General features: G+C 45.1%; 23 protein-coding genes. 16 read left to right on the top strand and 7 right to left on the bottom strand.

The genetic code is table 11. From position 1 onward, the window contains the following. Positions 1-32 precede the first annotated feature (32 nt). The 5 genes from IQ294_RS14470 (at position 33) to IQ294_RS14450 (ending at position 6,183) form a co-directional block, all read left to right on the top strand. The gene (locus tag IQ294_RS14470) at positions 33-926 is read left to right on the top strand and encodes a glycerophosphodiester phosphodiesterase (protein ID WP_203334772.1); all 894 of its coding nucleotides are present in this window, start codon (positions 33-35) and stop codon (positions 924-926) included. A 203-nt stretch (positions 927-1,129) separates the two neighbouring features. Continuing rightward, entirely contained in the window at positions 1,130-2,158 is a 1,029-nt protein-coding gene (locus IQ294_RS14465; protein WP_203334771.1) for an extracellular solute-binding protein, read from the top strand. Positions 2,159-2,368: 210 nt separating this feature from the next. Continuing rightward, the gene (locus IQ294_RS14460) at positions 2,369-3,499 is read left to right on the top strand and encodes an ABC transporter ATP-binding protein (RefSeq protein WP_203334770.1); all 1,131 of its coding nucleotides are present in this window, start codon (positions 2,369-2,371) and stop codon (positions 3,497-3,499) included. Beyond that, positions 3,496-5,199, top strand: coding sequence for an ABC transporter permease (locus tag IQ294_RS14455; RefSeq protein ID WP_203334769.1), 1,704 nt, complete (start codon positions 3,496-3,498; stop codon positions 5,197-5,199). Before IQ294_RS14460 ends, IQ294_RS14455 begins: the two co-directional genes overlap by 4 nt. A gap of 210 nt (positions 5,200-5,409) precedes the next feature. Beyond that, positions 5,410-6,183, top strand: coding sequence for an HAD-IIA family hydrolase (locus tag IQ294_RS14450; RefSeq protein WP_203334768.1), 774 nt, complete (start codon positions 5,410-5,412; stop codon positions 6,181-6,183). On the opposite strand, the gene IQ294_RS14445 is transcribed toward IQ294_RS14450, so the two are convergent. Further along, positions 6,178-6,741, bottom strand: coding sequence for a glycerol-3-phosphate responsive antiterminator (locus IQ294_RS14445; protein WP_349291371.1), 564 nt, complete (start codon positions 6,739-6,741; stop codon positions 6,178-6,180). The genes IQ294_RS14450 and IQ294_RS14445 overlap by 6 nt on opposite strands. A gap of 165 nt (positions 6,742-6,906) precedes the next feature. On the opposite strand from IQ294_RS14445, the gene IQ294_RS14440 reads away from it, so the two are divergent. Further along, entirely contained in the window at positions 6,907-8,547 is a 1,641-nt protein-coding gene (locus IQ294_RS14440; RefSeq protein ID WP_203334767.1) for a glycerol-3-phosphate dehydrogenase/oxidase, read from the top strand. A 65-nt stretch (positions 8,548-8,612) separates the two neighbouring features. On the opposite strand, the gene IQ294_RS14435 is transcribed toward IQ294_RS14440, so the two are convergent. After that, the gene (locus tag IQ294_RS14435; RefSeq protein WP_203334766.1) at positions 8,613-8,960 is read right to left on the bottom strand and encodes a hypothetical protein; all 348 of its coding nucleotides are present in this window, start codon (positions 8,958-8,960) and stop codon (positions 8,613-8,615) included. Positions 8,961-9,523: 563 nt separating this feature from the next. On the opposite strand from IQ294_RS14435, the gene IQ294_RS14430 reads away from it, so the two are divergent. The 3 genes from IQ294_RS14430 to IQ294_RS14420 all read left to right on the top strand — a co-directional run bounded on the left by IQ294_RS14430 (position 9,524) and on the right by IQ294_RS14420 (position 12,523). Further along, positions 9,524-10,123 (top strand): hypothetical protein, encoded by a 600-nt coding sequence (locus IQ294_RS14430; RefSeq protein ID WP_203334765.1) that lies wholly within the window; start codon positions 9,524-9,526, stop codon positions 10,121-10,123. 170 nt (positions 10,124-10,293) lie between these two features. Next, the gene (locus IQ294_RS14425; RefSeq protein ID WP_203334764.1) at positions 10,294-11,268 is read left to right on the top strand and encodes a dipeptidase; all 975 of its coding nucleotides are present in this window, start codon (positions 10,294-10,296) and stop codon (positions 11,266-11,268) included. Positions 11,269-11,296: 28 nt separating this feature from the next. Then, positions 11,297-12,523, top strand: coding sequence for a DUF819 family protein (locus tag IQ294_RS14420; RefSeq protein ID WP_203334763.1), 1,227 nt, complete (start codon positions 11,297-11,299; stop codon positions 12,521-12,523). A gap of 72 nt (positions 12,524-12,595) precedes the next feature. Here IQ294_RS14420 and IQ294_RS14415 read toward each other — a convergent pair whose 3' ends face one another. The 3 genes from IQ294_RS14415 to IQ294_RS14405 all read right to left on the bottom strand — a co-directional run bounded on the left by IQ294_RS14415 (position 12,596) and on the right by IQ294_RS14405 (position 15,134). Beyond that, a complete protein-coding gene (locus IQ294_RS14415; protein ID WP_203334762.1) occupies positions 12,596-13,312 on the bottom strand; it encodes a 3-ketoacyl-ACP reductase in 717 nt (238 codons plus the stop codon). 1,161 nt (positions 13,313-14,473) lie between these two features. Continuing rightward, positions 14,474-14,638, bottom strand: a complete 165-nt coding sequence (locus IQ294_RS14410; RefSeq protein WP_203334761.1) for a hypothetical protein — start codon at positions 14,636-14,638, stop codon at positions 14,474-14,476. A 25-nt stretch (positions 14,639-14,663) separates the two neighbouring features. Further along, on the bottom strand, positions 14,664-15,134 hold the full coding sequence (locus IQ294_RS14405; RefSeq protein WP_203334760.1) for a DMP19 family protein: 471 nt from the start codon (positions 15,132-15,134) through the stop codon (positions 14,664-14,666). A gap of 152 nt (positions 15,135-15,286) precedes the next feature. On the opposite strand from IQ294_RS14405, the gene IQ294_RS14400 reads away from it, so the two are divergent. Continuing rightward, positions 15,287-15,574, top strand: coding sequence for a hypothetical protein (locus IQ294_RS14400; protein WP_203334759.1), 288 nt, complete (start codon positions 15,287-15,289; stop codon positions 15,572-15,574). Between the two features lie 138 nt (positions 15,575-15,712). Here the strand turns inward: IQ294_RS14400 and IQ294_RS14395 are convergent, their stop codons facing one another. Next, the gene (locus IQ294_RS14395; protein WP_238942858.1) at positions 15,713-16,201 is read right to left on the bottom strand and encodes a DUF2975 domain-containing protein; all 489 of its coding nucleotides are present in this window, start codon (positions 16,199-16,201) and stop codon (positions 15,713-15,715) included. Positions 16,202-16,399: 198 nt separating this feature from the next. On the opposite strand from IQ294_RS14395, the gene IQ294_RS14390 reads away from it, so the two are divergent. Further along, the gene (locus IQ294_RS14390) at positions 16,400-16,606 is read left to right on the top strand and encodes a hypothetical protein (protein ID WP_203334758.1); all 207 of its coding nucleotides are present in this window, start codon (positions 16,400-16,402) and stop codon (positions 16,604-16,606) included. A gap of 54 nt (positions 16,607-16,660) precedes the next feature. Here the strand turns inward: IQ294_RS14390 and IQ294_RS14385 are convergent, their stop codons facing one another. Beyond that, the gene (locus IQ294_RS14385; RefSeq protein ID WP_203334757.1) at positions 16,661-17,341 is read right to left on the bottom strand and encodes a hypothetical protein; all 681 of its coding nucleotides are present in this window, start codon (positions 17,339-17,341) and stop codon (positions 16,661-16,663) included. A 163-nt stretch (positions 17,342-17,504) separates the two neighbouring features. Here IQ294_RS14385 and IQ294_RS14380 point away from each other — a divergent pair, with 163 nt between their 5' ends. From IQ294_RS14380 to IQ294_RS16465, 5 genes are all read left to right on the top strand, one after another. Beyond that, positions 17,505-18,413 (top strand): serine hydrolase, encoded by a 909-nt coding sequence (locus IQ294_RS14380; protein ID WP_203334756.1) that lies wholly within the window; start codon positions 17,505-17,507, stop codon positions 18,411-18,413. 309 nt (positions 18,414-18,722) lie between these two features. Further along, complete coding sequence (locus IQ294_RS14375) at positions 18,723-20,333, top strand: DUF2075 domain-containing protein (RefSeq protein ID WP_203334755.1); 1,611 nt, start codon at positions 18,723-18,725, stop codon at positions 20,331-20,333. A 73-nt stretch (positions 20,334-20,406) separates the two neighbouring features. Then, positions 20,407-21,882 carry a DUF8370 family protein gene (locus tag IQ294_RS14370; protein ID WP_203334754.1) on the top strand — a complete coding sequence of 492 codons (1,476 nt, stop codon included), beginning with the start codon at positions 20,407-20,409 and terminating at the stop codon, positions 21,880-21,882. A gap of 165 nt (positions 21,883-22,047) precedes the next feature. Beyond that, a complete protein-coding gene (locus IQ294_RS14365) occupies positions 22,048-23,424 on the top strand; it encodes an SIR2 family NAD-dependent protein deacylase (RefSeq protein WP_203334753.1) in 1,377 nt (458 codons plus the stop codon). Positions 23,425-23,771: 347 nt separating this feature from the next. Next, a partial coding sequence (locus IQ294_RS16465) for an SEC-C metal-binding domain-containing protein (RefSeq protein WP_349291374.1) occupies positions 23,772-23,881 on the top strand: 110 nt, incomplete at its 3' end.

Here is a 23,881-nt window from a genome sequence, read left to right as displayed (position 1 = left end):
TGGAAAAGCAGTCCACAAATAAAAACGAGGAGATGGAATTTTTGAAAAAGATTTCGTACATTTCGGCAGTTTTATTGGTGTTAAGCATGGTGTTTTCATTCAATCCGACATTGGCATCTGCAAAAGTGGAGGGACCTTCTTTGAATCCGAATAAGATTTTAAACGTGGCGCATCGCGGGGCATCCGGACATGCTCCGGAACATACGGTGCCGGCTTATGAACTGGGAGAAGCGATGAAAGGCGATTATATAGAGATTGATCTGCAAATGACGAAAGACGGTGTTCTGATCGCCATGCACGATGAGAAAGTCGACAGAACGACAGATGGCACAGGATTCGTGAAAGATATGACGCTGGCTGAGATTAAACAGCTGGATGCTGGGACATGGTTCAACGAAGCCTATCCCGACAGAGCGAAAGCGGAATATGCCGGATTGACAGTGCCGACGCTGGAAGAAGTTTTTGAAGAATTCGGCAGAGGGGCCCGGTATTATATCGAGACAAAAGCGCCGAATGTCTATCCGGGAATGGAAGAGGAATTGGTAAGAGTTCTCGAGAAATACAAAATGACCGGACCCAACGCGCCTTCAAGCAAAGTGCTGATCCAGTCGTTCAGTCCGGATAGCTTATTGAAAATGCATGCATTGGATCCGCGTATCCCGCTGGTTCAGCTGATTTCCTATTCTTCTCCGGCCGTAATCACGGATGCGGAAGTTGAAGCCATCAAAGAATACGCGATCGGCATCGGCGCAAGCTATACGCGAATCGATCAGGCGTATGTAGAAAAAGTGCGCGGGCATGGCCTGTTGATGCATCCATATACAGTGAACAACCGTGAAGATATGGAAAGGTTGCTGGACTGGGGCGTAACAGGGATGTTCACGAATTTTCCCGACATTTTGAATGATGTAATGAAAAACAGATAAAGCCAATTATTTATTTTCAACTAATTTTAAGAAAGCGGTTGCAATAATCAGACTATATTGTATACTGGAAATTAGTTGAATATTAGGCAGAGACCATGAGATGAAAGCCTGAATGCAGATCCCTACTTACGTGAGGGGTTTGCTTCGGCATTCATCTCTGTTTTTTTGCCACCAACTAATTATTCAAAGGGGGATTAACAGTTATGAAGAAGATGACCGGATTGGCAGCAAGTATGATGCTCGCTGCAGGGATTTTGGCAGGATGTGCTGGAGGAGATTCAGGCGGCGCGAGCGAGGATGGCGAACGCATCACGGTGTATTCACCGGAAACGCCTGAGTTCACGAAAGAACTTGCCAGCAAATACATGGAATTGAACGGCGGCAACGTTGACGTACAATACGCAGGAACGAACGTATTGGTCAACCAGATGCTTGCTGAAAAAGACAATCCGAAAGCGGATGTGTGGTACGGCGGCGGAGGGATCCTTCCTTTCGAAGCGGCAGTTGACCGCGGAATCCTGGCTTCTTATATTCCGGAAGCAGCTGAAGATTGGGAAGAAGTGGAAGATGGCATCAAGATGAAACACGGTGACGGTAAATATGTCGGCGTTGAAGTTTTCGTACTTGGGTTCTCATATAACACAGAAATGGTGACAGAAGAAGAAGCTCCGAAAACTTGGGATGATCTATTGGACCCGAAATGGGAAGGCAAAATCCAATTTCCTAACCCGGCAGCTTCAGGTACGGCAACTCTGATGGTTATGGATCAGTTGATGCAGCGCGGTGAAGAAGAAGGCTGGGCTTATTTCGAGAAATTGGTAGCTCAGGCAAACTCAATGCCTGACTCAGGTTCAGCACCGACAAAAGGCGTTTCGATGGGTGAAGCCCATATCGGAATCGGTTTTGATTTCATGGCATTCGAACAGAAAGCAGCCGGCGAAAGTGTAGATTTCATCTTACCGGACAAAACACCGGTTCTTGTAAACCCGGCATCCCTTATTGAAGGCGGCCCGAACCCTGAAGGCGGGAAAGCGTTCATCGATTACCTGTTAGGTGAAGAAGCACAGCAGATCATGGCTGATTCCTACCACATTCCGATCAACCCGGATGTTGAGTCGAAATCAGATCTTTCATTGGATGAAGTAAAAGCGAACGCTGTGGACCTGGACATCGACTGGGTAAACGAAAACTATGACCGCGTGCGCAATGAATGGAAAGAGAGATTCCAATAAGTAAATTATCAATGCAGATAGGCACGCTCCTTCGCTGGAGTTGATTTTAGAGCAGCCGAGACTCCTTTGAAAAGAAAGAAGTCTCGGATCCACTCGGGCGTTCAGCCCCAGACAGCGCAGCTCACATCGTCAGGAGAGCGGAGCAATTTTGCACAAGATCGATTGGTAAGAATCAGTAATTCAAGTTATATAGAAAAAGGATGGATAGATATGGGTTCAGTAAAAGTAAATAATCTGATCAAGAGTTTTGGAGATTTTACTGCTTTGAAAAATATTGACCTGGATATCAAGGAGGGCGAATTTTTCGCCCTTCTGGGTCCATCTGGTTGTGGAAAAACGACCATGATGCGCTGTATCGCAGGTTTTGAAAAGCCGACTTCGGGCAAGATTTTCATCGGAGACCAGGAAGTGGAAGATGTTCCCGCCAATAAACGGAATACGGGAATGGTGTTCCAAAGTTATGCATTGTTTCCTCATATGAACGTATTTGAAAACGTGGCTTACAGCCTGAACATCAAGCAATTGAATAAAAGCAACCCTTTCAAACAGGCTTCGATTTATGCGCGCCTTTTGAACAAACGACTTGGTAAGACACCGAAAGATATCGAAACAAAAGTGATGGAAATTTTGAAGTATGTTGAACTTGATCAGCATGCACACCGATTGACGAGTGAATTATCCGGCGGACAGCAGCAGCGTGTTGCCCTGGCGCGTGCCCTGGTGATGGAACCGGCTGTGCTATTGATGGATGAGCCGTTGTCGAACCTGGATCAAAAGCTTCGCCATTCCATGCGCAATACCATCCGGAGAATCCAGCAGGAACTTGGCATCACTACGATTTTCGTAACGCACGATCAGGAAGAAGCGATGAGTATGGCAGACCGGGTAGCAGTCATGGATGCCGGAAATATCATTCAGATTGGAACCCCTACTGATCTCTACAGTAATCCCGCCACTCCATTTATCGCCAATTTTGTCGGCACATCCAATATCCTGAAAGGGACAGTTGTGGGCGAAGAAAATGGGCTGTACCACGTTGAAGGTGAAGGATTCAGCCTTAAATCCACTAAGAAATCAACGAAAAAAGAAGTGGACGTCATCATTCGTCCGGAGCATGTCCAAGTGGTCGCTTCAGACAGCATCATTGACACTGCTGATACGAATGTCATTCAAGGAACCGTTTTAATGTCTACATATTTGGGCTCGATCGTTCGATACGACGTCCAGGTCGGTGTATATCAATTGGTGATTGATACGACATACTCTTCAGGCGAAAGCATCTATGAAGCCGGCAAAGAAGTGAAATTGACCGTCGCCCATGAAAGGGTGCTGTTGATATGAAGAAGATGAAAAACGCATTCAGCGGATTAACGCTGATTAAATGGCTGATTATTGCTTTTTTTGCCCTTTTTATGATTTTGCCGCTAATCTCCGTTTTTCTGGTCAGCTTTACAGGTGAACCGATCAACTTGCTCGGCTCGCTCGTCGATCCGGCTATTTTCAGTTCGACCGTCGAAAAGTTCCAGAATGCATCACTTGATAATTACAAGCAGATCTTCAGTAATTCCGGCTATGCCGATGCCCTGAAAAACAGTCTTTTCCTGGCATTCACGGTGACGATCCTTGTTATTTTGATCTGTATTCCACTGGCTTACGGTATTGCCCGTACGAAAATGCCATTCAAGAAAACGATTTCGGCGCTTTGTACAGTACCGCTGATCGTACCGACATTCATCTCTGCCTATGCGTTCATCATCATGTTCGGACGTGCAGGATGGGTTACACAAATCTATAATTTCCTCGGCGGCGAAGGTATGCTGATCGATCCTTATTCCATGGTCGGAATCGTCATGGTTCAAGTGTTCTTCTTCTTCCCGTATGCGCTGTGGCCACTGGTGGCTGCCTTTAAAATCAGTGACGTCAGCCTGGAGGAAGCTTCGCAGAACCTGGGAGCGAAAAGCTGGTTCACCTTCATTTTCGTTACCTTCCCGCTTGCGATTCCGGGGGTCATTTCAAGTGCCCTCCTGATTTTCACTGTCAGCTTCTCGGATTTCGGTACGCCGATCATCCTGGCACCGCAAAACCTTAACCTGCTGGTTGTCGAAGCTTATCGTGAAATCGCCGGATTCTTCAACTGGGGCGGCGCTGCCATCCTGACTGTGGTCATGGTGATCGTGGCCGGATTCTTTTTCTGGCTGCAGCACCTGTTCACGAAAGGAAAGAATTACGGTTCTGTTTCCGGTAAACCGAAACAGCAGAAATTGGTCGAGCACAAAGGCTTGAACACAGTTCTTTCCATCTACTCGTTCATCATCGTACTGGTTCCATTATTCGCGATGCTGTCAGTAGCGCTTCAATCTGTTGCTACAACATGGGGCAGATCGCTCTTGCCGAACGGCTATACGCTGGATCATTACAAGACGATTTTCAACGGATCGCTCGGGAACATCACGAATAGTCTTGTGCTGGCAACCGGTGCGCTTGTACTGAGTGTCATCATTGCGACGTTCGTTTCGTATTTCGTCGTCCGTCAGAATTCTTCTTCACTGGATTTCATGACGTCGATTCCATTGGTCGTGCCGGGCATCGCGTTCGGTATCGCATTGATCCAGACATTCAACGCGGCTCCGCTTCAATTAACGGGAACTGCAGTCCTATTGATCATCGCCTACACCATCCGACGGCTGCCGTATATGGTCCGGTCGACGATGGGCTCGATGCGCGCCATCAAACAGGATATTGAAGAAGCGGCGGTTAACTTGGGCGCCACACCGCTTACTGCTGCAATCACCATCATCGGACCCCTATTATTGCCGGGTATCGCTGCCGGTTCGGTTCTTGTATTCATCACCGTCATCAAGGAAGCCAGCGTTTCGATCCTGTTGGCGCCGCCTGAATGGGCACCGATGAGTCTCGCGATTTTCCAGAATATCCTGCGCGGTGAATTCTACACAGCAGCAGCGATGTCAATCGTCATGATCGTCATTGTACTCGTGCTGCAATATGTAGCCGGTTTGTTTACGCGCAAGCAGCAGTTGTAAATTATAGAAATTATACAGAAATCGATATTCCGCAAATCAGCTTCGAAGACATTAGCCGACGCCAGCGAGGCTAAGTCTTTGCGACGAAGCAGCGCAGCGATGCAGGAGCACAATGGTTTTTTCTGGTGGCTTGCTCGGACCTTTGTCCATAGCGCCGAAGCGATATAAAATACTATTTTAATTCATCGTAATTAATTGGAGTGAAGGTTTATGAAAGGTTTCATCTTTGACTTGGACGGCACCATTTACGTCGGCGAGAACATCATCGACGGTGTCGCAGATGCGATAAAAGAATTGAAGGCGCGGGGAGATAAAGTCGTTTTCCTGACCAATAAATCAATTGCGAAACGTACGGATTATGTAGTGAAGTTAAACAGCCTGGGGATCGATGTGGAATTGGGTGAAGTGATCAATTCGAATTACATCACCGCCCATTATTTGAAGGCGAATATGAAAAAGGGAGATACAGCTTATGTGATCGGAGAGCAGCCGCTCTTCGATGAGCTGGCTGAAGAAGAGATCCCATTGGCGGAGGTGCCGTCCGAAGCGGATTACGTCGTTCTTGGATGGGACCGCCAATTCACCTATGACAAATTGAATCATGCGTTTCAGGCGTGGAAAAACGGAGCGAAGATCATCGCCACCAATCCTGACCGGACCTGTCCGGTCGAGGGCGGAGAAATCCCGGATTGTGGCGCATTGATCGGAGCGATTGAAGGAGCGACCGGGGAACCTGTAACGATGATTACAGGAAAACCGTCGCAGCTGATGGCCGAATATGTCCTGACTGAAGTGCTGGACATGGCGGCAGCGGATTGCTTCATGGTGGGAGACCGCCTGGAGACGGACATCAAGATGGCGAATGATGCCGGGATTCAATCAGTGCTGGTCATGACCGGGATCACGACCGCGCAGATGCTTGAAATGAGTCTGGAATTGCCGAAACACGTGCTCGACAGTGTCAGTTCGATCGCCACTCTATAGGTTGAAATTCCACATTTCGTGGTCACCTGTCGAAACGGCCAAAGCACCGGCCTCCAGCGCGTCATGGACTTCCGAAATGCTGTCGATCAAACCGCCGGCAATGATCGGATAGGGAATGGCGCTTGCCAGCTGGTCGATGATTTTCGGGATGACGGCCGGCATGATTTCAACGGCATCGGGCCTGCACGATTTCACCATTTCAATCCCCTTGGTGACGGCTGCACGATCCAGCAGGAAAATCCGCTGGATGGTTTTCAATCCGGCTTCATTGGCCATTTTCACAATCTGGCTTTTGGTGGTGATGATGCCGGTCGGTTTCCAATTCTCAGCGACATAATTGATCGCATTGCGGGAATTGGACAAACCGTCTATAAAATCCATATGGATGAAAACGTGTTTGCCGGTCCCTTTCAGCTTGTCGATGTAGCCGCTTGCGGTCATCAGATTTCCCGTCAGCAGAAAAACGATATTGACGTTGCTTGCTATTGCGAGTTCCAGATCGTCTTCATTTTTTACTGCTGCAATAATTTGAGATTCTACCATATCCACTAAATTCACACGATCAACCCTTTCGATAAATACCAATGCTAGTTAAGTTTACCATAGACGAAAAATTCCAAGTAATAAAATTTTATAAGGTCAGAGATCAGGAGACAGGGCCATTACAATACTTGCTTAGGCAGGTTTATTGTAATGGCCTTTTTTCGTGAAAGGAGAACGACAATGAGAAAATTTTCATATGCAGAACGCGCGAAAACAATAGAGGGACTGGGGCAAAACGAGTATGACGTCATCGTCATCGGCGGTGGCATCACGGGGACGGGCGTCGCACTCGATGCGGTGACCAGGGGCATGAAGACGCTGCTTGTGGAGATGCAGGATTTTGCTGCCGGTACTTCCAGCCGATCGACGAAACTGGTGCACGGGGGGCTTCGCTATCTGAAGCAATTCGAAGTGCGCATGGTGGCGGAAGTCGGCAAGGAGCGGGAAGTGGTCTATGTGAATGCACCTCATGTCACGACACCGGAATGGATGCTGCTGCCGATTTATAAGAACGGGACATTCGGCAAATACTCCACGTCACTCGGCTTGAAAGTCTACGATTACCTGGCAGGTGTCCGCCGCAGCGAACGCCGGACGATGCTGTCGGCAAAAGAGACGCTTGCGAAAGAGCCGCTGTTGAATAAAGAAGGGCTGCTCGGCGGAGGCTATTACGTCGAATACCGGACGGATGACGCAAGGCTGACGATCGAAGTCGCCAAGAAAGCATTTGAAAAAGGTGCGGACCTGCTGACTTACGTGAAAGTGGCCGGCTTCCATTACGGCCCGCAGGGTAAAGTGTCGGGAGTCCGCTTGGCTGACCAGATAACAGGGGATGATTATTCGGCACGCGGCAAAAAAATTGTGAACGCAGCCGGTCCCTGGGTTGAGAAAGTGATCGGCATGGACCGTGAAATCCGCAATAAGAGCCTGCAGCATACGAAAGGCGTCCATATCGTCATCGATGGCGCCGATTTTCCGCTGGTCCAGCCGGTTTACTTCGATACACCGGATGGCCGTATGGTATTCGCCATCCCGAGAAGCGGAAAAGTCTACGTCGGAACCACCGATACCGTATTCGGGGAAGATCTTGTGCATCCCGTCGCAACAGAAGAGGATAAGGACTATATCCTGAAAAGCATCAAATTCATGTTCCCGGGAGTGAATGTCACGAAGACGGATATCGAATCCTCCTGGGCAGGCGTACGCCCGCTCATCCGCCAGGAAGGGAAAGGGCCATCTGAAATTTCCCGGAAAGATGAAATCTGGACTTCCGAAACCGGTTTGATCACCATTGCCGGCGGTAAGCTGACAGGATACCGGAAGATGGCCGAAACCGTCACGGATATGCTGAGCAGGGAATTCAGCAAAGAAGGCAAAACGTTCAAGCAATCAATTACGAAAAACCTGCGCCTGTCCGGCGGGGAGTTCAATCAGCCGGAAGAATACAAAACCTATATTGCCAAAAGGTCACGGGATATCGAGAAACTCGGCATTTCACCGAAAGACGCACAGGACATCGTCTCCACTTTCGGCACCAATGCGGAAAAGATGCTCCAGCTTGAAAACGAGCTATTGCCTGGTGGCGATCTTCCGAAGTCGATCAAACTGATTCTCCATTACTCGCTGACGCATGAAATGGTCCTCACACCGGTCGATTATTTCATGAGAAGAACAGGGGCGATCCTATTCGATATCAATTGGGTCTATCAATGGAAAAAGGAAATCATCGATTATATGGCTGAATTCTTCAGCTGGTCTCCTGAGCGGAAAGAACAATTGACGCAGGAATTGGATGCAGTGTTGAGACAATCGGAAGGATGAAAAATACCCCCAGACAGCCGTCTGGGGGTATTTAGCTTTTCTATAAAAGGGAATGCTTCACATCATCAAACAATATCCAAGGTCTCTTCCTCCGGCCTGCCTAGACGTTCGGTCAATTTATCATAAATATCCTCGAAATGCCGGGCCTCATAAAACATCTCGTTATACGCTGCCGAGCGGATGATCGCTTTCTTATCGACTTTCACGACTTCGATCTGGACCGAATCGCTCTTGCCCGTCTCGTCCATCTCCTGCCGCTGTTCCTTCGCAAACGCCTCCGCATCGCGCGGTTCATACTGCCGGAACATCGCCACCACTTCATTGAAAACGGTCATTGTATTTTCCTGGCTGTTGAACAGCCAATAATAATCCTTCTTCGCGCTTGCCATATGCAGATTCAGCTGATAATGCATCCGATTTCCTCCTCCGGGAATAAATTCACTTGCCTGGCTTTGTTGTTCTATACCCGAATCTGGAGGGGGCAATCCTGGTACGGTGAGGGCTTTGTTAAATAAAATCGGCTATCGGTGAGGTAAAGGAGGCTATCTGTTAAATAAATCTGGTTATCTGTTAAACAATTGAGCCTATCCGTTAAATAAAACGGGCTAACCGTGAGATAACTGAAATCAGAAGACGAAAACCCCTTATTGCCCCAGAGCGGGCGGGGCAGCGCGTCCCGCCCCGGCAGTCCGCTGCCGGCGGACTGCGACTAACCGATGTTTCCGATCTTAACATCGCTCTTTATATAGAAGCATTAGCTAAAAAAGCAAAACCTTAAGATAAGTGAAACTAAACGGGAGACAGCCTCGTCAAATCATTGGATAGAAACCGCAAAGCATGAGATGCAAAGGGAAAACCGTAAGATGGAAAGTACCACCGTATTTTCACCTTGAAATCCGCTGTTAATAGGATAAAATTGGAAGAAGACATACTGTTTGATTGAACAGCCAGACTTACGGAAAAAGGAGGAAAGATGATGAAAAAAATAATGAAGATATTTTATTTCAGTGCGGCTGTCGCATTGCTCGCGGGCTGCGGGGATGACTCGGATTCTGAAACATTACCGGCAGAAACCACTCCTGCCGAAGAAACTGAAACAGAGGAACAAGACGGAGCGACCATAGACATTGAAGAAGAGGAAGAAACGGATGGAAGCGCTGATTCCACAGATTCAACCGAAACTGCCGGCTCCGCACTCGACGCCTATTCAAGTGAAGAAATCGAATATGCCCGCGTCTGGCTGCAATTAGGGGCGAACCAGGAAATCGACGGCTTGTATGTGAAGAAGATTCCGCTGGGCACGCCGCTGAATCCGGACGATGAAACGAGCGCCGAGTATCCGGAAGAGGTCATCCAATTGGCCGGCTCACGCCTTGTTGATGGTTCGGTCACTTACAGCGGCAACGGCGACGGCACGATCAACGTGTATAATGTCCCGCTCCGCTGGGACGGTGAGAATCCGGCAGGCAAAGATTTCTACAGAGGGCTGATCACCGACACGGAAGTGGTCACCATCGAAGTCGGTGAAGACGAAGAGGTGATCCGGTTGATCGAATTGCTGGAGATGGGATCATAAAATTATTGAAAGAGCTGCGGGGGCGTTCCTGCGGCTCTTTCTATTTATTCATATCACGAAATATTCAGACTCGAACCCTGCCTTCTCTCTCCTTTAATGCTATAATCGTGCTGATATAATTTCCATTTATAAAGAATAGAAGTCTGGTACATAAGAGGAGGGGGAGCATCATGAAAGTAGTGGACCTACATTCCGACCTGTTTACGGATATTGCCTGGCGGAAGAAGCACGGCGAAATGCATGTATTCGACCGGCTGCATTATCCCCGGCTGAAAGCGGGGGGAATCGATACGATGATATGCGTGCTTTGGGTGGAGCCCCAGTTCAGGGAGCAGCCGCTTGAGCGCGTGCGGGAAATCTACAAATACGTCATGGATGATTTTGCGCAGTCGAAGCATGTCAATCTATGCAAGGCCGACACAGACTTCATCGAAGCCCGTCTGGCCGATAAGATCAATATCATCATAGGGCTGGAAGGCATCACTTTTCTGGAAACGGACAAGATGCAGTTGATGGAGCGGTTCGATGAAATGGAGGAAAAAGGCATCGACCATATGATTCTCGTATGGAATGAGACGAACGCTTTTGCGAGCGGCACGGGAGCACCGGTTCCGCCGCGGACGCCGGGGCTGACGAAATGGGGGAAAGAAGCTGTGCGTGAAGCGGAGCGGCTGAACTGGTTGGTCGATGTGTCACATCTTGATGAGAAATCGTTTTGGGACCTTTATTACCATAGCGAAGAACCCCTCATCGCCTCCCACAGCAATGCCCGCGCCATCTGCGATCATGAGCGGAATCTGACGGATGAGCAATTAGAGGCGATCGCTTCGAAAAGAGGCATCGTCGGACTGAACGCCTACTGGGAATTCATTGATCCGAAAAATCCGACTGTGGACCGGTTCATCGACCACGCCATCTACATCGCAGATCGTATCGGCATCGACTCCCTGGGGTTCGGCTTTGATTTTTTGGATTATCTCGCACCTTATGATTTCGGGGACGGCTCGGTCGGCACGACCAGAGGGCTTGAAGATGTCACCATGATTCCGGCGCTGCTGGAGCGGATGGCGAAACGCGGTTTTACGGACGATGAAATCGAAGCCATCAGTTACAGCAATGCGATGCGGGTCATCAAACGAAAATAATCGCTGCTTAGACAAGGGGGAAGTTGATATGGAAAATTCACTGATCAAACCGGATGACCTCGTCACACTTTGGGGCATCATTGTCATAGTCGCCGCTATGAGTATCGTACTGGAGCAGAAATACAGCTGGGCCGGAAAATTGTCCGGCGCAATCATCGCACTCGTTTCCGCGATCATCCTGTCCAACACAGGCATCATTCCGACGGCATCGCCCGTTTACGACGCCATCTGGGCGTTCATCATTCCGCTGGCGATCCCGCTGCTGCTATTCCATGTGAATTTCAAGAAAATCTGGCAGGAAAGCGGCCGCATGCTGCTCATCTTCCTGATCAGTTCCATCGGGACGATTGCCGGAACGATCATCAGTTTCTTCTTATTGAAAGACACCATTCCATTTCTCGACCGCATCGGCGGGATGATGAGTGCTTCGTACGTCGGGGGCGGCGTCAACTTTGCCGCAATGACGGCGAAATTCGATGCACCGGAAGATCTCGTATCCGCGACGGTCGTAGCCGATAACCTGATGATGGCGCTTGTCATCGTCACACTCATGGCAATCCCGACATTCGGGTTTTTCAGAAAACGCTATCCGCATCCGCATGTGCTGCAAGTGGAGAAGGATATGGCGACAGACGGCAGCAAAACGAATGCCGAAAGCTTCTGGAAACGACAGGACATCTCATTGAAAGACATCGCCTTATCGCTCGGGACGGCATTCCTGCTGTTCGTCCTGGCAACGAAAATCTCCGAATTCTTCGCAGGCGTCATTCCGTCCGGAGACGATGTGAATTTCGGCTGGAATTTGCTGAACGGCTTGTTCGGTGACCTCTATCTGATCCTGACGACGCTGACGTTCCTGGCGCTGGCCTTTTTCCCGCGCTTTTTCGACAGCATCAACGGCAGCCAGGAGCTCGGCACATTCCTGATCTACCTGTTCTTCGTCGTCATCGGGATTCCGGCGTCGATTCCGCTGATCATCCAGAACGCGCCGCTGCTCCTGGTCTTCGTCGCCATCATCGTCACCGTCAACCTGCTGGTGTCGCTGACGGCCGGCAAGCTTCTCAAATACGACCTGGAGGAAATCCTGCTCGTCGTCAACGCCAACGTCGGCGGCCCGACGACAGCTGCCGCCATGGCCATCGCCAAAGGCTGGAAGGATCTCATCGGTCCGATTCTCGTCGTCGGCACCATCGGCTACGTCATCGGCAACTATATCGGCACGACGCTAGGTCTGTGGTTCGGGACGTTTATGTAAAATTTATGCAAATCAAATCAAAAATGCCTCCCCGACAATTGAGTTGGGGAGGCATTTCCTGTTTGATTGGGATTAAGGGTTTGTTGACCATAGGCCAGCTGATTTCAATAACACACGCGGGTGCAATTTCAACTGGGCCACCATGATTTCAGCCAGATCTTCCGGCTGCATGACTTTGTCCGGATTGCCGTCTGTCAGGTTCTCGGAAAACGCCAGGTCCGTCGCAACCGTGCTCGGCGTCAATGCGCTGACGCGGATGTTGTGCTTTCTCACTTCCAGCATCAACGATTCCGTCAGACCCAGCACACCGAATTTTGAAGCGCTGTAAGCACTTGTCACCGGCGCGCCTTTTTGACCGGCAGTCGATGAGATGTTGATGATGTCGCCGGATTCGCGTTCGATCATCTGCGGCAGGACTGCGCGTGTTACGTAGTAAACGCCCATCAGGTTCGTGTCGATGATGCCTTTCCATTGTTCAGGCGACAGTTCCAGGAACTTGCCGAATTTGCCGATGCCGGCGTTGTTGATCAGAATATCGATCGGCCCGAATTCGGCCGTAATGTGTTCAACTGCTGCATTGACTGCGTCCATGTCCGCAACGTCCGCTGCGGCAAATACCGTTTTCACGCCGTACTGCTCGAGTTCCGCAGCCACTTTCTCCAAATTCTCAGGCGTGCGCCCAACCAGTCCAACATTGATGCCTTCCGCAGCAAATGCGATCGCTGTTGCGCGTCCGATACCTTTTCCGGCGCCTGTGATCAGCGCGTTTTTTCCTGTTAAGTTCTGCATATGAATCGCTCCTTCTATCTAAAACAGTTTCATTCCATTCATCAGTGTAGCAAAAGAGGGTGGGGGAATGCCAAACCGAGAGCTTGGGAGGCGGGGAATGTGAGATGAATGGGGCTATTTGATAAGAAGAACAGGTGAAATAAATTAAAGAAACGAGATTTAAACTCCGCCCCAGCAGTCCGCTCCGGCGGACTGCGAGCAATCAGCCCTTGTCCCTTTTGTAAGGGGTTAGTAGAAAGTGGGGACTGGCGTTTGCGAGGAGGGAATGTGAANAATGTGAGATGAATGGGGCTATTTGATAAGAAGAACAGGTGAAATAAATTAAAGAAACGAGATTTAAACTCCGCCCCAGCAGTCCGCTCCGGCGGACTGCGAGCAATCAGCCCTTGTCCTTTTTGTAAGGGGTTAGTAGAAAGTGGGGACTGGCGTTTGCGAGGAGGGAATGTGAAATAAACTGGGCTATCTGTTAGATAAAAGCGGCTATCCGTTAAATAAAACATGCTATCTGTGAGATAAACTCAGCTATCTGTTAAACAAAAGGGCGAGGGATAAAACCTGGTCGGATTTTAACGGGCGGGGGCTGCAGCCCCGCCCCAGCAGTCCGCTCCGGCGGACTGCGAGCAATCAAGCTCTTATCCTTTTTGGAGGGGGTTAGTAGAAAGTGGGGACTGGCGTTAACGAGGAGGGAATGTGAGATAAACTGGGCTATCTGTTAGATAAAAGCGGCTATCCGTTAAATAAAACATGCTATCTGTGAGATAAACTCAGCTATCCGTTAAACAAAAGGGCGAGAGATAAAACCTGGTCGGATTTTAACGGGCGGGGGCTGCAGCCCCGCCCCCAGCAGTCCGCTCCGGCGGACTGCGAGCAATCAGCCCTTGTCCTTTTTGTAAGGGGTTAGTAGAAAGTGAGGAATGGCGTTTGCGAGGGCAAATGTGAGATAAACTGGGCTATGTGTTAGATAAAAGCGGCTATCCGTTAAACAAAACAAGCTATCTGTGAGATAAACTCAGCTATCTGGGAGACAAAATCCAACAACTAAGAAATTTTAGCAATAGGAACGAATCGTCCCCACAAGCATTAAACCGCGTACCAAAATACCCCGGTCCAATTTGGACTGGGGTATAAATATTGTTCCGTCAATTCAAAACGGTTTCTTTCTCATAACATCATCATCAAAAACGCAGCCCCGCAGCAAACCGCAATTGCGGCTGAAAGCCCTAGGTAATGCTTCTTCGCATCGGGCCTCTTTTTCATTTCCGTAATGAAAGTGATGATTCCGTAACTGACTCCTGCTATATATAGGATGGGTAATAACAAATCCATATCTTTAGCCTCCTTGCGACAAAATTTATCCCTCCACCACATCAATTAATTCCGTATGTATCTCAACAAAGTACTTCTCCAACAAACCCTGCAGCTTTCCGTCCAACCCGTAATACGCGCCATCCATGAGTTCGATCTTTTTATAATAATCTTCCTCAACCGACTCATCATCTTCCAGCGCCAGGTGCAGCTTCCATAATTCCTCCAAGTGACTCCGTTCGATTGCCGCATACTCATGCGCGCCGATCTTTTGGAGACTGCTTACCAAGTCATTCCTGTATTTCTCTATGCCTACATCTTTGATCCAGTCCTGCGCCCAATTGAGCAGCGCTTCGTGCCCGCCGCTTTCCAGCTCCGAATAATATTGATGTACTATAAAAGCCTCATACACTTTAGCGTCTTCTGTTTGGTAATCCTGTTCACTGAGCATCATATTAACCGCGTTCCAGATGTCGTCGTCACCCATCAAATCTTTCCTATTCATCTTCGGCTTCACTATTTCCCCTCCCATTTTCGAACAATTTTCTGTCACTGAATTAGTTCGACAAGTAGAACGTAATTCCTCTATATGTAAAATCATGATAAACTGAAAATATATAAATTTACAAAAATATTCAATTCTTTCAATACTATACAGGAGGAGATCAATTGCATAAAAAATATTCGTGGAGAAGTTTTGCCTTTTTGGTTTTCAGTTTACTGACGTCTCTTTCCATGGTTCTTTTAGACCCAATCGCTGCTAATACTTCGGAACAGATCGGTGATTTCATTATCATCTTTATGTTTATAACTTTAATCGCTTCCATCATTCTTGCGGTAATAACTTTTTCCAATAAATACGAGAAGAAAGGCATCGCTGTTTTCGCCTTGATCTTAACCGTTTTGAACAGTTCCGTCATCGCTTTCTTTCTTTGGTTCGGGGCGAATTTTGCGTAATCAGGCCATATAGCTTATAGAGTTTTATTAACAATTAAAGGAATTAAAAAGGCTTCCGTAATTGGAAGCCTTTAAATTTATCGTCACCCCACGAATAAAAAAACTCCCTCAACAGAAGGAGTCTCCAAACCATATCCATTAAACAATCAATTCATTCTCCGCTTTCATCCGGATGGCATCACGCACGAGCTTCTGCAGCAGGCTGGCAAAGAGCGCCACCGCCGCTGAGCCGATTGTGATGATGCCGCCGATCGTGATGATATGTGTGATGTCCTCACCTCGTATCAGCACGATTGTCGCCAGTTCACCGAGTGCGATAAACGCGATGATCGCAAACGCACAATGCCGGATCGCCTTCAATGCTTTCACGGCTGCATCCGAAAACGCCTGGCCCCGGTCGATCAGCGTCAGCAATTTGAACATTTGGTACAGCGCGATGAAAAATGGCGTGAAGAAAATATAGGCCGCAATCAGAAACGGATACTGCAGGTACGCTGTCTCCGGATGCAGTTTGGCATCCATTGCAGCCATCCCCGGCAAGCCGAATACGCACAAGGCAAGCGCCACACCGGCCACAAACAACAGCACGGCTTTCAAAAAGATCGTCGAAGCACGTCTAATTGTCATCGTAGCCACTCCGTTCTGGTTTTTATTTAAGTTGAATATAGCACGGTATTTATTGTTTATCAATAAATAAATGTTGATATATAGAAGGGATAGAGATAATAAAGGATTCCGTGTACCACAAAACGAATGAAACAATTCAGAAGACAATCAGTCGTACATAGCAGATTCAAATGGAATTTATTAAAGGGAGGTTTTTAAATGAAGAGACTATTGGTCACCGGCTTTGTTTCACTGACGCTGTTATCAGGTTGTAATCCTTCAGCAACCTATTATATTGACTGGTCTGATACATCAGAAGATCAGATTCAGCGCATGGATGAAGCGAATATAAAATATGACATCAGAGATGGACAAATCTGGATCAGGGAAAGGGATTTGGATAAAGCGGCTGCGTGCTGCTCATGAAGTCGAATATTGCGTCTTTAAAAAGAAAACCCGCGCAACACGCGCGGGTCTCGCTCACTCAATCGATTCCAAAGAAGAAGTCACCTTAAATTCCTCTCCATCTTCCTGCGCAATGTACTCCCGTTTCACTTCGCCGTAGCCTTCAACGAAATACCATCGGTTGATCGCATTCTCAGAGCTTTCGCTTTCAAGGACGATGGCGTCTTCAAACGTTTCATAAGGCGTTTCCACTGTTGCGCCGGTTTGGACTACCGTCCGGTCATCCAACGTATTGCCTTCTTCGAGCGGGAACTCCAGGTAAGTGGAGATGGTCTCCAATGCTTCCAGCTCTTCCGGAGTTGGGTTGTACTCGTCGTAAAACTCAGGCTCTTCTTTGACCAGATCCACGCGGTCATCCGACAGGCGATACACCTTCAAGATGACCGTACCGCCATTATCTTCGTAAAGCGCGATATGATCCTCGTCCAAATGCTCCGTCCGTACCGTAAGCTCAGCAAACTCATTGCCGTCTCCTTTGAAATGCGCAACCGTGCCATCTTCCATGAAAAATGCCAGCGGATCCATTTCTTCACTAACCGGTTCTTCCGGCTGTTCCGCCTGCTCCACATCTTCCGGATCTTCTGCCGTCACATTCGTATCGGACCCCGGAGGAATCTGCACTTCCGGCTCCTGTCCGCCACAGCCACCCAACAGCAGCGCCAACGCCAGACTTCCTGTGCCCAGTAAATGTTTCATAACTACACCCCTTTCTATATGTAATCCGAAATCATCCTATTACTTACTATGTACCCATTAGACGCGAATAAAGGCGATAAGTTGTCCGAAATTAAAAAATATTTGGTAATATGATGGAGTGAAGCATATTCAGCGGAACAACTACACAAAGGGAGAGGCTACTATGCAGCTGCAGCAAAGGATCGAACAATACATAAGCGGAATCGATGCGAAATTCGGCATCTCGATCAAACACCTGAAAACGCAGGAAGAAGTAAATATAGAAGGAGACCGTCTGTTCCAAATGGCCAGCGTCGTGAAAGTGCCGATTATCGTAATATTGTATGACCTAGCGGAGAAGGGCGAAATCGATTTGAACGAGCGGATTGAGATGCTGGACGAAGATCATGTGCCGGGGTCCGGCGTATTCAAGGCGATGGACAGCGGCATCCAGCCGACCATCAAAGACCTCGCAACGATGATGATCATCGTCAGCGACAATCAGGCGACGGATAAACTATTGGATCTGGTCGGCGGAGCAGAAGCAGTCGAAGAGAAAATGAAGAGCACCGGGCTGAACAATATACATATCAAGCATTCCATTTGGGATTTGCTGAGCTGGAGCGCCGGCAAAACGGGACTGCCGCATACAGAAGAAATGGCAGACGAGATCATCCGCGATTTGGAAGAAGGGAAATATGATTGGGAAAGCATTGTTTTCCAGGAAAGCCCCGAAAGCAATACCAGCACAGCGAAGGACATGACGCTGCTGATGGAGAAAATTGCGATGGGTGAGTTTGTTTCCAAAGAATGTTCTTCAGCCATTTATGAAATCCTGTTGAAACAGCACTACCAGCAGCGCATTGGCGGTTCATTGCCGAGAAACACAACAGTAGCGAATAAGACGGGAAGTCTAGGGACCTTATTCAACGATACGGGGATTGTTCAACTGCCGGATGACAAAGGCGCGTTTGTCATTACGGTGTATTCGATAGGCGGTTCTTTGGATTATAAGGGGGATGAGCCGATTGCGGAGATTTCGAGGATGGCTTATGAGTGGTTTGTTGGGGATGAAATTGGCTCTGCTTTATAAATAGCACATTAATGAAGTGTAGGATAAGAGTATACGTAAACAAGCGCACGCCCATGTGAGCTTGTTTTTGTTTTTAAATAAATGACCGGTAGTTGTAAGTACTTAAGAGCTTTCCTCCAAGAGAATAGCCTGATAATTATGTGACGCTAAACTTTCCAAAAGTAGCCAATTCAAAGTTAAATAATGCTAATATTAAGACATTGACACTTGTGTGTGCTTTTTAATTTATTTTTTATTGAATATTGATAGCGCTTTTACATATATTAAATTTCAAATTTAAATTTTTCGCTCCAGAGAGGCTGAATTCATATGGGGATGATCCAATTAAAAACCTGGGATTTTTCTAAAAACTCATTGGAAAGTATCAAGAACGATACTTACTTCGACTATCCGGTCGTTTATTTTCTGAACAACAATACGACGGTATATATAGGAGAGACTGTGGCGTTTAAAAACCGCATGAAATCTCATTTGAATAATATAGAGCGGAAGAAGTTAGAGAAGATGACGCTCATCATCCATGAAGAATTCCACCGGTCCGCTACTTATAATATCGAAACCAAACTCATAAATTATTTCCTGGGCGATGATCGCTACAAGCTGCAGAACAAGAGCCAGACTGCGCAAAGCGTTACGCACAACTATCACAACAAGGAATTTTACGACAAAGAGATATTCAATGATATATGGAAAGAACTCCTGAAAAGAAAGATGGTAGATAACCCTGCCCACGTTATTGAAAACAGGGACCTCTTTAAGCTTTCTCCTTTTAAAGAGCTGACGATGACACAACTTGAGCTCAAAACGAAGATTCTGGAAGTATGCGAAGAGCATATCGATGACGATGAGACATTTGTCTTCATGGTCCAGGGCGAAGCCGGTGTAGGGAAGAGCGTAGTCCTGAGTTCCGTGTTCAACAGCATCCAAGAGCTGGCAGCTGATAAAAACTCTAACCTTCATAATACGAAGAATTATCTGCTAGTCAATCATTCAGAGATGCTGAAAACCTATAAAAACATCGCTGCCAATGTGAAGTTTCTTAAAAAGAATAACTTTGACAAGCCTACAAGCTTCATTAACAAGCAGAAGAATGCTGCTAAAAAAGCAGATGTTGTCCTGGTCGATGAAGCGCATTTATTGCTGAGCAGAGCGGATGCTTTTAATGGATTCAATGAAAACAATCAACTGGAAGAAATCATCAAGCACAGCAAAGTCGTCATCGTCGTCTACGATGAAAAACAGGTCTTAAAACTGAAAAGCTGTTGGGACAAGGAGCGGCTCAAGAAAATAGTGTCAGGCTATCAAAGAGAAGAGCCCTACGTTTTAAGAGAACAGTTCCGCATGAATGCTGGAGATGATGTGATCGACTGGATCGATAATTTTGTAGAGAAGCGGATTCTGGAGTTACCAAAAGATGAGCTGTATGACTTTAAAATATTCGACTCTGCCAAGGAAATGCATGACGCCATAGTGGAAAAGAATAAAGAACACGGCCTCTCCAGAGTGGTTTCGACATTCGACTATGAACATAAAAAAGACGGCGAGCAGTACTACATCAGAGAAGACAGTCTGGAAATCCCCTGGAACTCAACCGACACCAAAAACACCTGGGCCGAAAAGCCGGAGACAATCAAAGAAGCGGGATCCATTTATACGATTCAGGGCTTCGATCTGAATTATGTAGGAGTGATATTGGGACCATCCGTTACATACGATGACCAAAATGATTGCTTGAAGATCCTTACTGAAAGATATAGCGACACCGAAGCTTTCAGAGGTAAAGATGGCATTGAGAATGTTGAAAGAGCGAAAGAACAGATTATATTGAATTCTATAAATGTGTTGATGAAGAGGGGGATAAAGGGGCTTTATATTTATGCGAGTGATGAGGGATTGAGGGAACGGCTTTTAGAGTTATAAGAGAAGAATATAGCAAAATTTGCTTTGGCATTAAAGGGTTTTTTGTAATTTTAATGATTTAGGGGTGGAATAGATGAAAATAAGCGAATATTTCAATTTAAACAGAAAACAAAATGAATTAGATTTTGTAGATATTGATTTTAATAATGATATGCCACTTTTTTTAGATCCGTATTTTCTATCTATTAGAGAGGACAGGTGGTCGCAACAAGCAAATTCTACGCTTGAAAGTTTCTTTCAATATATTTTAGCGCAATTCAGAAATGGAGAAATCGATGAAGTACAAAAGAATTTTAAATTTACAGAGCCTTATGAAACGTGTTTAGGATTATCAAAGGAAGGTGTGCAAGGGAAGAGTATTGGGGACGATGATGCTACAAAGTTATTTCAGTATATTCTAGATAGCAATGCATTAGAGGATGGTTTGATTTCTAGTGTAAATGAAATAAAAATTTTTGTTGAAAATATCTCTCATGACAAAATATCAGATCTATGTACAAATGTAATCCGGAAACACCTTATCGAATATACTAAAAGCCAGTGTGACTTATATGGCATAAAATTAGAAAAAGAGATTGCTACAAGAGAGTATTGGGATTCAGAAAATCTGGAATGGAAAGCGAGTTATGAAGAAATGTTGGTTATAGATGAAAAACCAATACTTCTAGTACCCAAGTCTATTGTATGTAGAAAAAGGGGCTTTTATTACGACTCTGACCATTATGCACGTCATTTTGTTTTACATTTTTTGGTGAGTGAAGAATTACGATTAAACACTAGTTTAGTAAAAAGAAGAACTTTGAAAAGTGGAGAAATAAAAACTACTGTTGTTAAAGAAGAAGTTGCTGATAAGTATAATGCTTATAGTAAAAGTTTTTTAAGAACATTTACCAGAAGACACCCGGATTACTTTGATGCATTCAAAGCTTCAGCAAAAATTAAATTAGCCTCATTATCAAATGAAGAAATACTTGAGAATCACAGTGATGAATTCTACTTGGGTATAATAAATGAACTTATTCAAGGTTTTTCTAAAATTAGAACTGGAACATCGGATGCAAATAGATTTCATGATCATATTATTGCTTGTATGAATTTTTTGTTTTATCCGAGTCTTACAAATCCTGTAAAAGAGCAAGAAATAAACCAAGGAAGAAAGAGAATAGACCTAGCTTACAATAATGCAGCAGAAGGAGGGTTTTTCTTTAATTTACAGACGGTAAAGGATATTCCCTCAGCTTATATTTTTGTTGAATGTAAAAATTATACTAAAGATGTGGCGAATCCTGAACTAGATCAATTGAATGGAAGATTTTCTCCAAATCGAGGAAAAGTAGGTTTCATGGTATTTCGTACTTGTAATAACGAAGAGGTACTCTTTCAGAGATGTGCAGACTATTACAGGGATAATAAGAACTTAATACTTCCAATGCAGGACAAAGATTTTATTTTTATTTTGTCAAAAATGAAAGAAAATCTTTTTGAAAGAACAAACACGCCCCAAGAGAGTTTTTTAGACGAACTGACTCATAAAATCATTTTAGCTTGATAGTCAGTTGTGATGAAATAGAGACTACATCTCAAAAAAACAATTCTGACTATAAAAAAATAATTTATACTACAAACGGTGCATAAATATTGGGGCTATTATTTCGTTGTGATTTTCAATAACGCAAATATTATATAAATATAAAAAACGGGAGTAGAGAATGAGATGAATAAAAAATTAGAAGAAGATAGACACTTCTTAGATATTGCTACTTCAATGGTTAGTGGCTCTCTAACTTTTTTTATAGGTTCTGGATTTAGTAAATATCTAACCGATGGAAATGCTCCAAGTTGGATTGAATTATTGAAGAAAACTGTAGATATAAAAGATGATGAAAGTTTATTTAACACTCTTTTCTACACAACGAAAGATGAAAAAACTTTGGAAAGTCATTTTGACTTGACTGTTACAGCGCAAATTATTCAAGAAGAATATAAAAAAAGAGGATTAAATTTTAGAGAAGAAATATGTAATATAATAGAAAGTAGTGTAAATGAAAATACAATTAATCAAGAAAATTTAGAAACTGTGCAACAATTTTTTCTAGAGAATACCCCAAACATTAATATAGTAACAACTAATTATGATCAACTACTAAATAAGTTTATATTACCTAACAAAAGTAGAGTGTATGTAGAGGGTGCGCCAATTTCAAAGTTACTTGAAACTAGAAATTTGTATCATATTCACGGCTCAATATTATTTCCTGAATCTTTAGTAGTTACACAAGATGATTATTTTAAATTCCAACATAAAGAAACTTATATATCAAGGAAGTTTTATACACTATTGCAAGAAACTACTACGGTAATAATTGGTTATTCATTGAATGATTTTAATTTAAATAGAATTTTAAACGAATCAAAGTATTCTAAACATACTAACTTAAGAAGTAGCGATATATATTATGTATCTCGTGAAAAAGTAGACGACAAATTAAAGATTTATTATTTTAGCACTTTTGGTATCACAGTTATTGATAATGTAGATTTGAATTACTTTTTCAATGAATTAAATATAAAATATATAGATGCTAATAAAATTGTTAAGAGTGCGGCAAAGATAAATGATATTATTTATGGTCAGAGTAAATACAAGGATGAATTTCTTAAGTTAAATAGTTCTTTAAATATAATTTTATCAAGAATAACTTTAACTGGGTTGAGTTTTAATGATGAAGAAGTGCAGAGATTTCTTTTAGAAACATTGGAGCGAAAAAAAGGTTTTACTAAAGAAGACAACGCTTGGAATCAGTACACTAGTTTAGCTCATTGGTTAGTAGAATTTGGAGCTAGTATTTCAATGTCTAGAAAGGATTTTAAAGAAGACTATCTTAAACTAGTGCACTATTCATTTTCGAAAATGAGCGAAGAAAAATATATAGGCTATTCTTGGGAGGCCTTTCAAGTTTGGAGAAATGAATGGGATCGATTAACTAGTGAAAATAAATCTTTAATTAAAGAATATTTCACGGTAGAAGATTTTCGGGAGTATACAGGCGTACCGAAATTTATTGAAGAAATCAATTTTTCTACTCTTTAATAAAATATATTATCTAAAGCGCTACCAAAAGAAAAATAAAAATTATATGGCATTGCCTACCTTTGTCAAATTCAATCCAGTTTATCAACTACAATTGTATCAAAAAAATAAGTGTCGTCTCCCTGTGCCAAACCCAATTCAATTTATTAACTACAATTGCATGATGAAAAAGCCGAATTCATTCACCTCAAGGGTTAACGAATTCGGCTTTCGTATGTTTATCTGAGAAGTTAAGTATTCATAATTGCTCGCGATACAGGACAATCTAGGAACTGCTGGAAAAGGAATGCCCAATTCTCTGGGGAAAGCAACACGCCCTCTTGCCACCCTCGCCAAACCCCGCTACGATGGAAGAAAAGCTGATGAATCGAGGGGATGACATGGTCGGACGAAATGACCCGTGTCCGTGTGGGAGCGGGAAGAAGTATAAGAAATGCTGCGGCCGGGAAGAAGCGGT

This window comes from Planococcus beigongshangi, assembly GCF_016820495.1.
GTDB classification, from domain to species: Bacteria; Bacillota; Bacilli; order Bacillales_A; family Planococcaceae; genus Planococcus; species Planococcus beigongshangi.
This window is presented reverse-complemented; position numbering and strand designations above follow the sequence as displayed.

Coding starts and splice junctions, on each gene's coding strand:
- IQ294_RS14470 (WP_203334772.1), top strand. CDS start 33: ATGGAATTTTTGAAAAAGATTTCGTACATTTCGGCAGTTTTATTGGTG.
- IQ294_RS14460 (WP_203334770.1), top strand. CDS start 2,369: ATGGGTTCAGTAAAAGTAAATAATCTGATCAAGAGTTTTGGAGATTTT.
- IQ294_RS14385 (WP_203334757.1), bottom strand. CDS start 17,341: ATGAAACATTTACTGGGCACAGGAAGTCTGGCGTTGGCGCTGCTGTTG.
- IQ294_RS14380 (WP_203334756.1), top strand. CDS start 17,505: ATGCAGCTGCAGCAAAGGATCGAACAATACATAAGCGGAATCGATGCG.
- IQ294_RS14410 (WP_203334761.1), bottom strand. CDS start 14,638: ATGGATTTGTTATTACCCATCCTATATATAGCAGGAGTCAGTTACGGA.
- IQ294_RS14415 (WP_203334762.1), bottom strand. CDS start 13,312: ATGCAGAACTTAACAGGAAAAAACGCGCTGATCACAGGCGCCGGAAAA.
- IQ294_RS14435 (WP_203334766.1), bottom strand. CDS start 8,960: ATGCATTATCAGCTGAATCTGCATATGGCAAGCGCGAAGAAGGATTAT.
- IQ294_RS14365 (WP_203334753.1), top strand. CDS start 22,048: ATGAATAAAAAATTAGAAGAAGATAGACACTTCTTAGATATTGCTACT.
- IQ294_RS14420 (WP_203334763.1), top strand. CDS start 11,297: ATGGAAAATTCACTGATCAAACCGGATGACCTCGTCACACTTTGGGGC.
- IQ294_RS14395 (WP_238942858.1), bottom strand. CDS start 16,201: ATGACAATTAGACGTGCTTCGACGATCTTTTTGAAAGCCGTGCTGTTG.
- IQ294_RS14375 (WP_203334755.1), top strand. CDS start 18,723: ATGGGGATGATCCAATTAAAAACCTGGGATTTTTCTAAAAACTCATTG.
- IQ294_RS14430 (WP_203334765.1), top strand. CDS start 9,524: ATGAAAAAAATAATGAAGATATTTTATTTCAGTGCGGCTGTCGCATTG.
- IQ294_RS14465 (WP_203334771.1), top strand. CDS start 1,130: ATGAAGAAGATGACCGGATTGGCAGCAAGTATGATGCTCGCTGCAGGG.
- IQ294_RS14450 (WP_203334768.1), top strand. CDS start 5,410: ATGAAAGGTTTCATCTTTGACTTGGACGGCACCATTTACGTCGGCGAG.
- IQ294_RS14425 (WP_203334764.1), top strand. CDS start 10,294: ATGAAAGTAGTGGACCTACATTCCGACCTGTTTACGGATATTGCCTGG.
- IQ294_RS14370 (WP_203334754.1), top strand. CDS start 20,407: ATGAAAATAAGCGAATATTTCAATTTAAACAGAAAACAAAATGAATTA.
- IQ294_RS14440 (WP_203334767.1), top strand. CDS start 6,907: ATGAGAAAATTTTCATATGCAGAACGCGCGAAAACAATAGAGGGACTG.
- IQ294_RS14455 (WP_203334769.1), top strand. CDS start 3,496: ATGAAGAAGATGAAAAACGCATTCAGCGGATTAACGCTGATTAAATGG.
- IQ294_RS14390 (WP_203334758.1), top strand. CDS start 16,400: ATGAAGAGACTATTGGTCACCGGCTTTGTTTCACTGACGCTGTTATCA.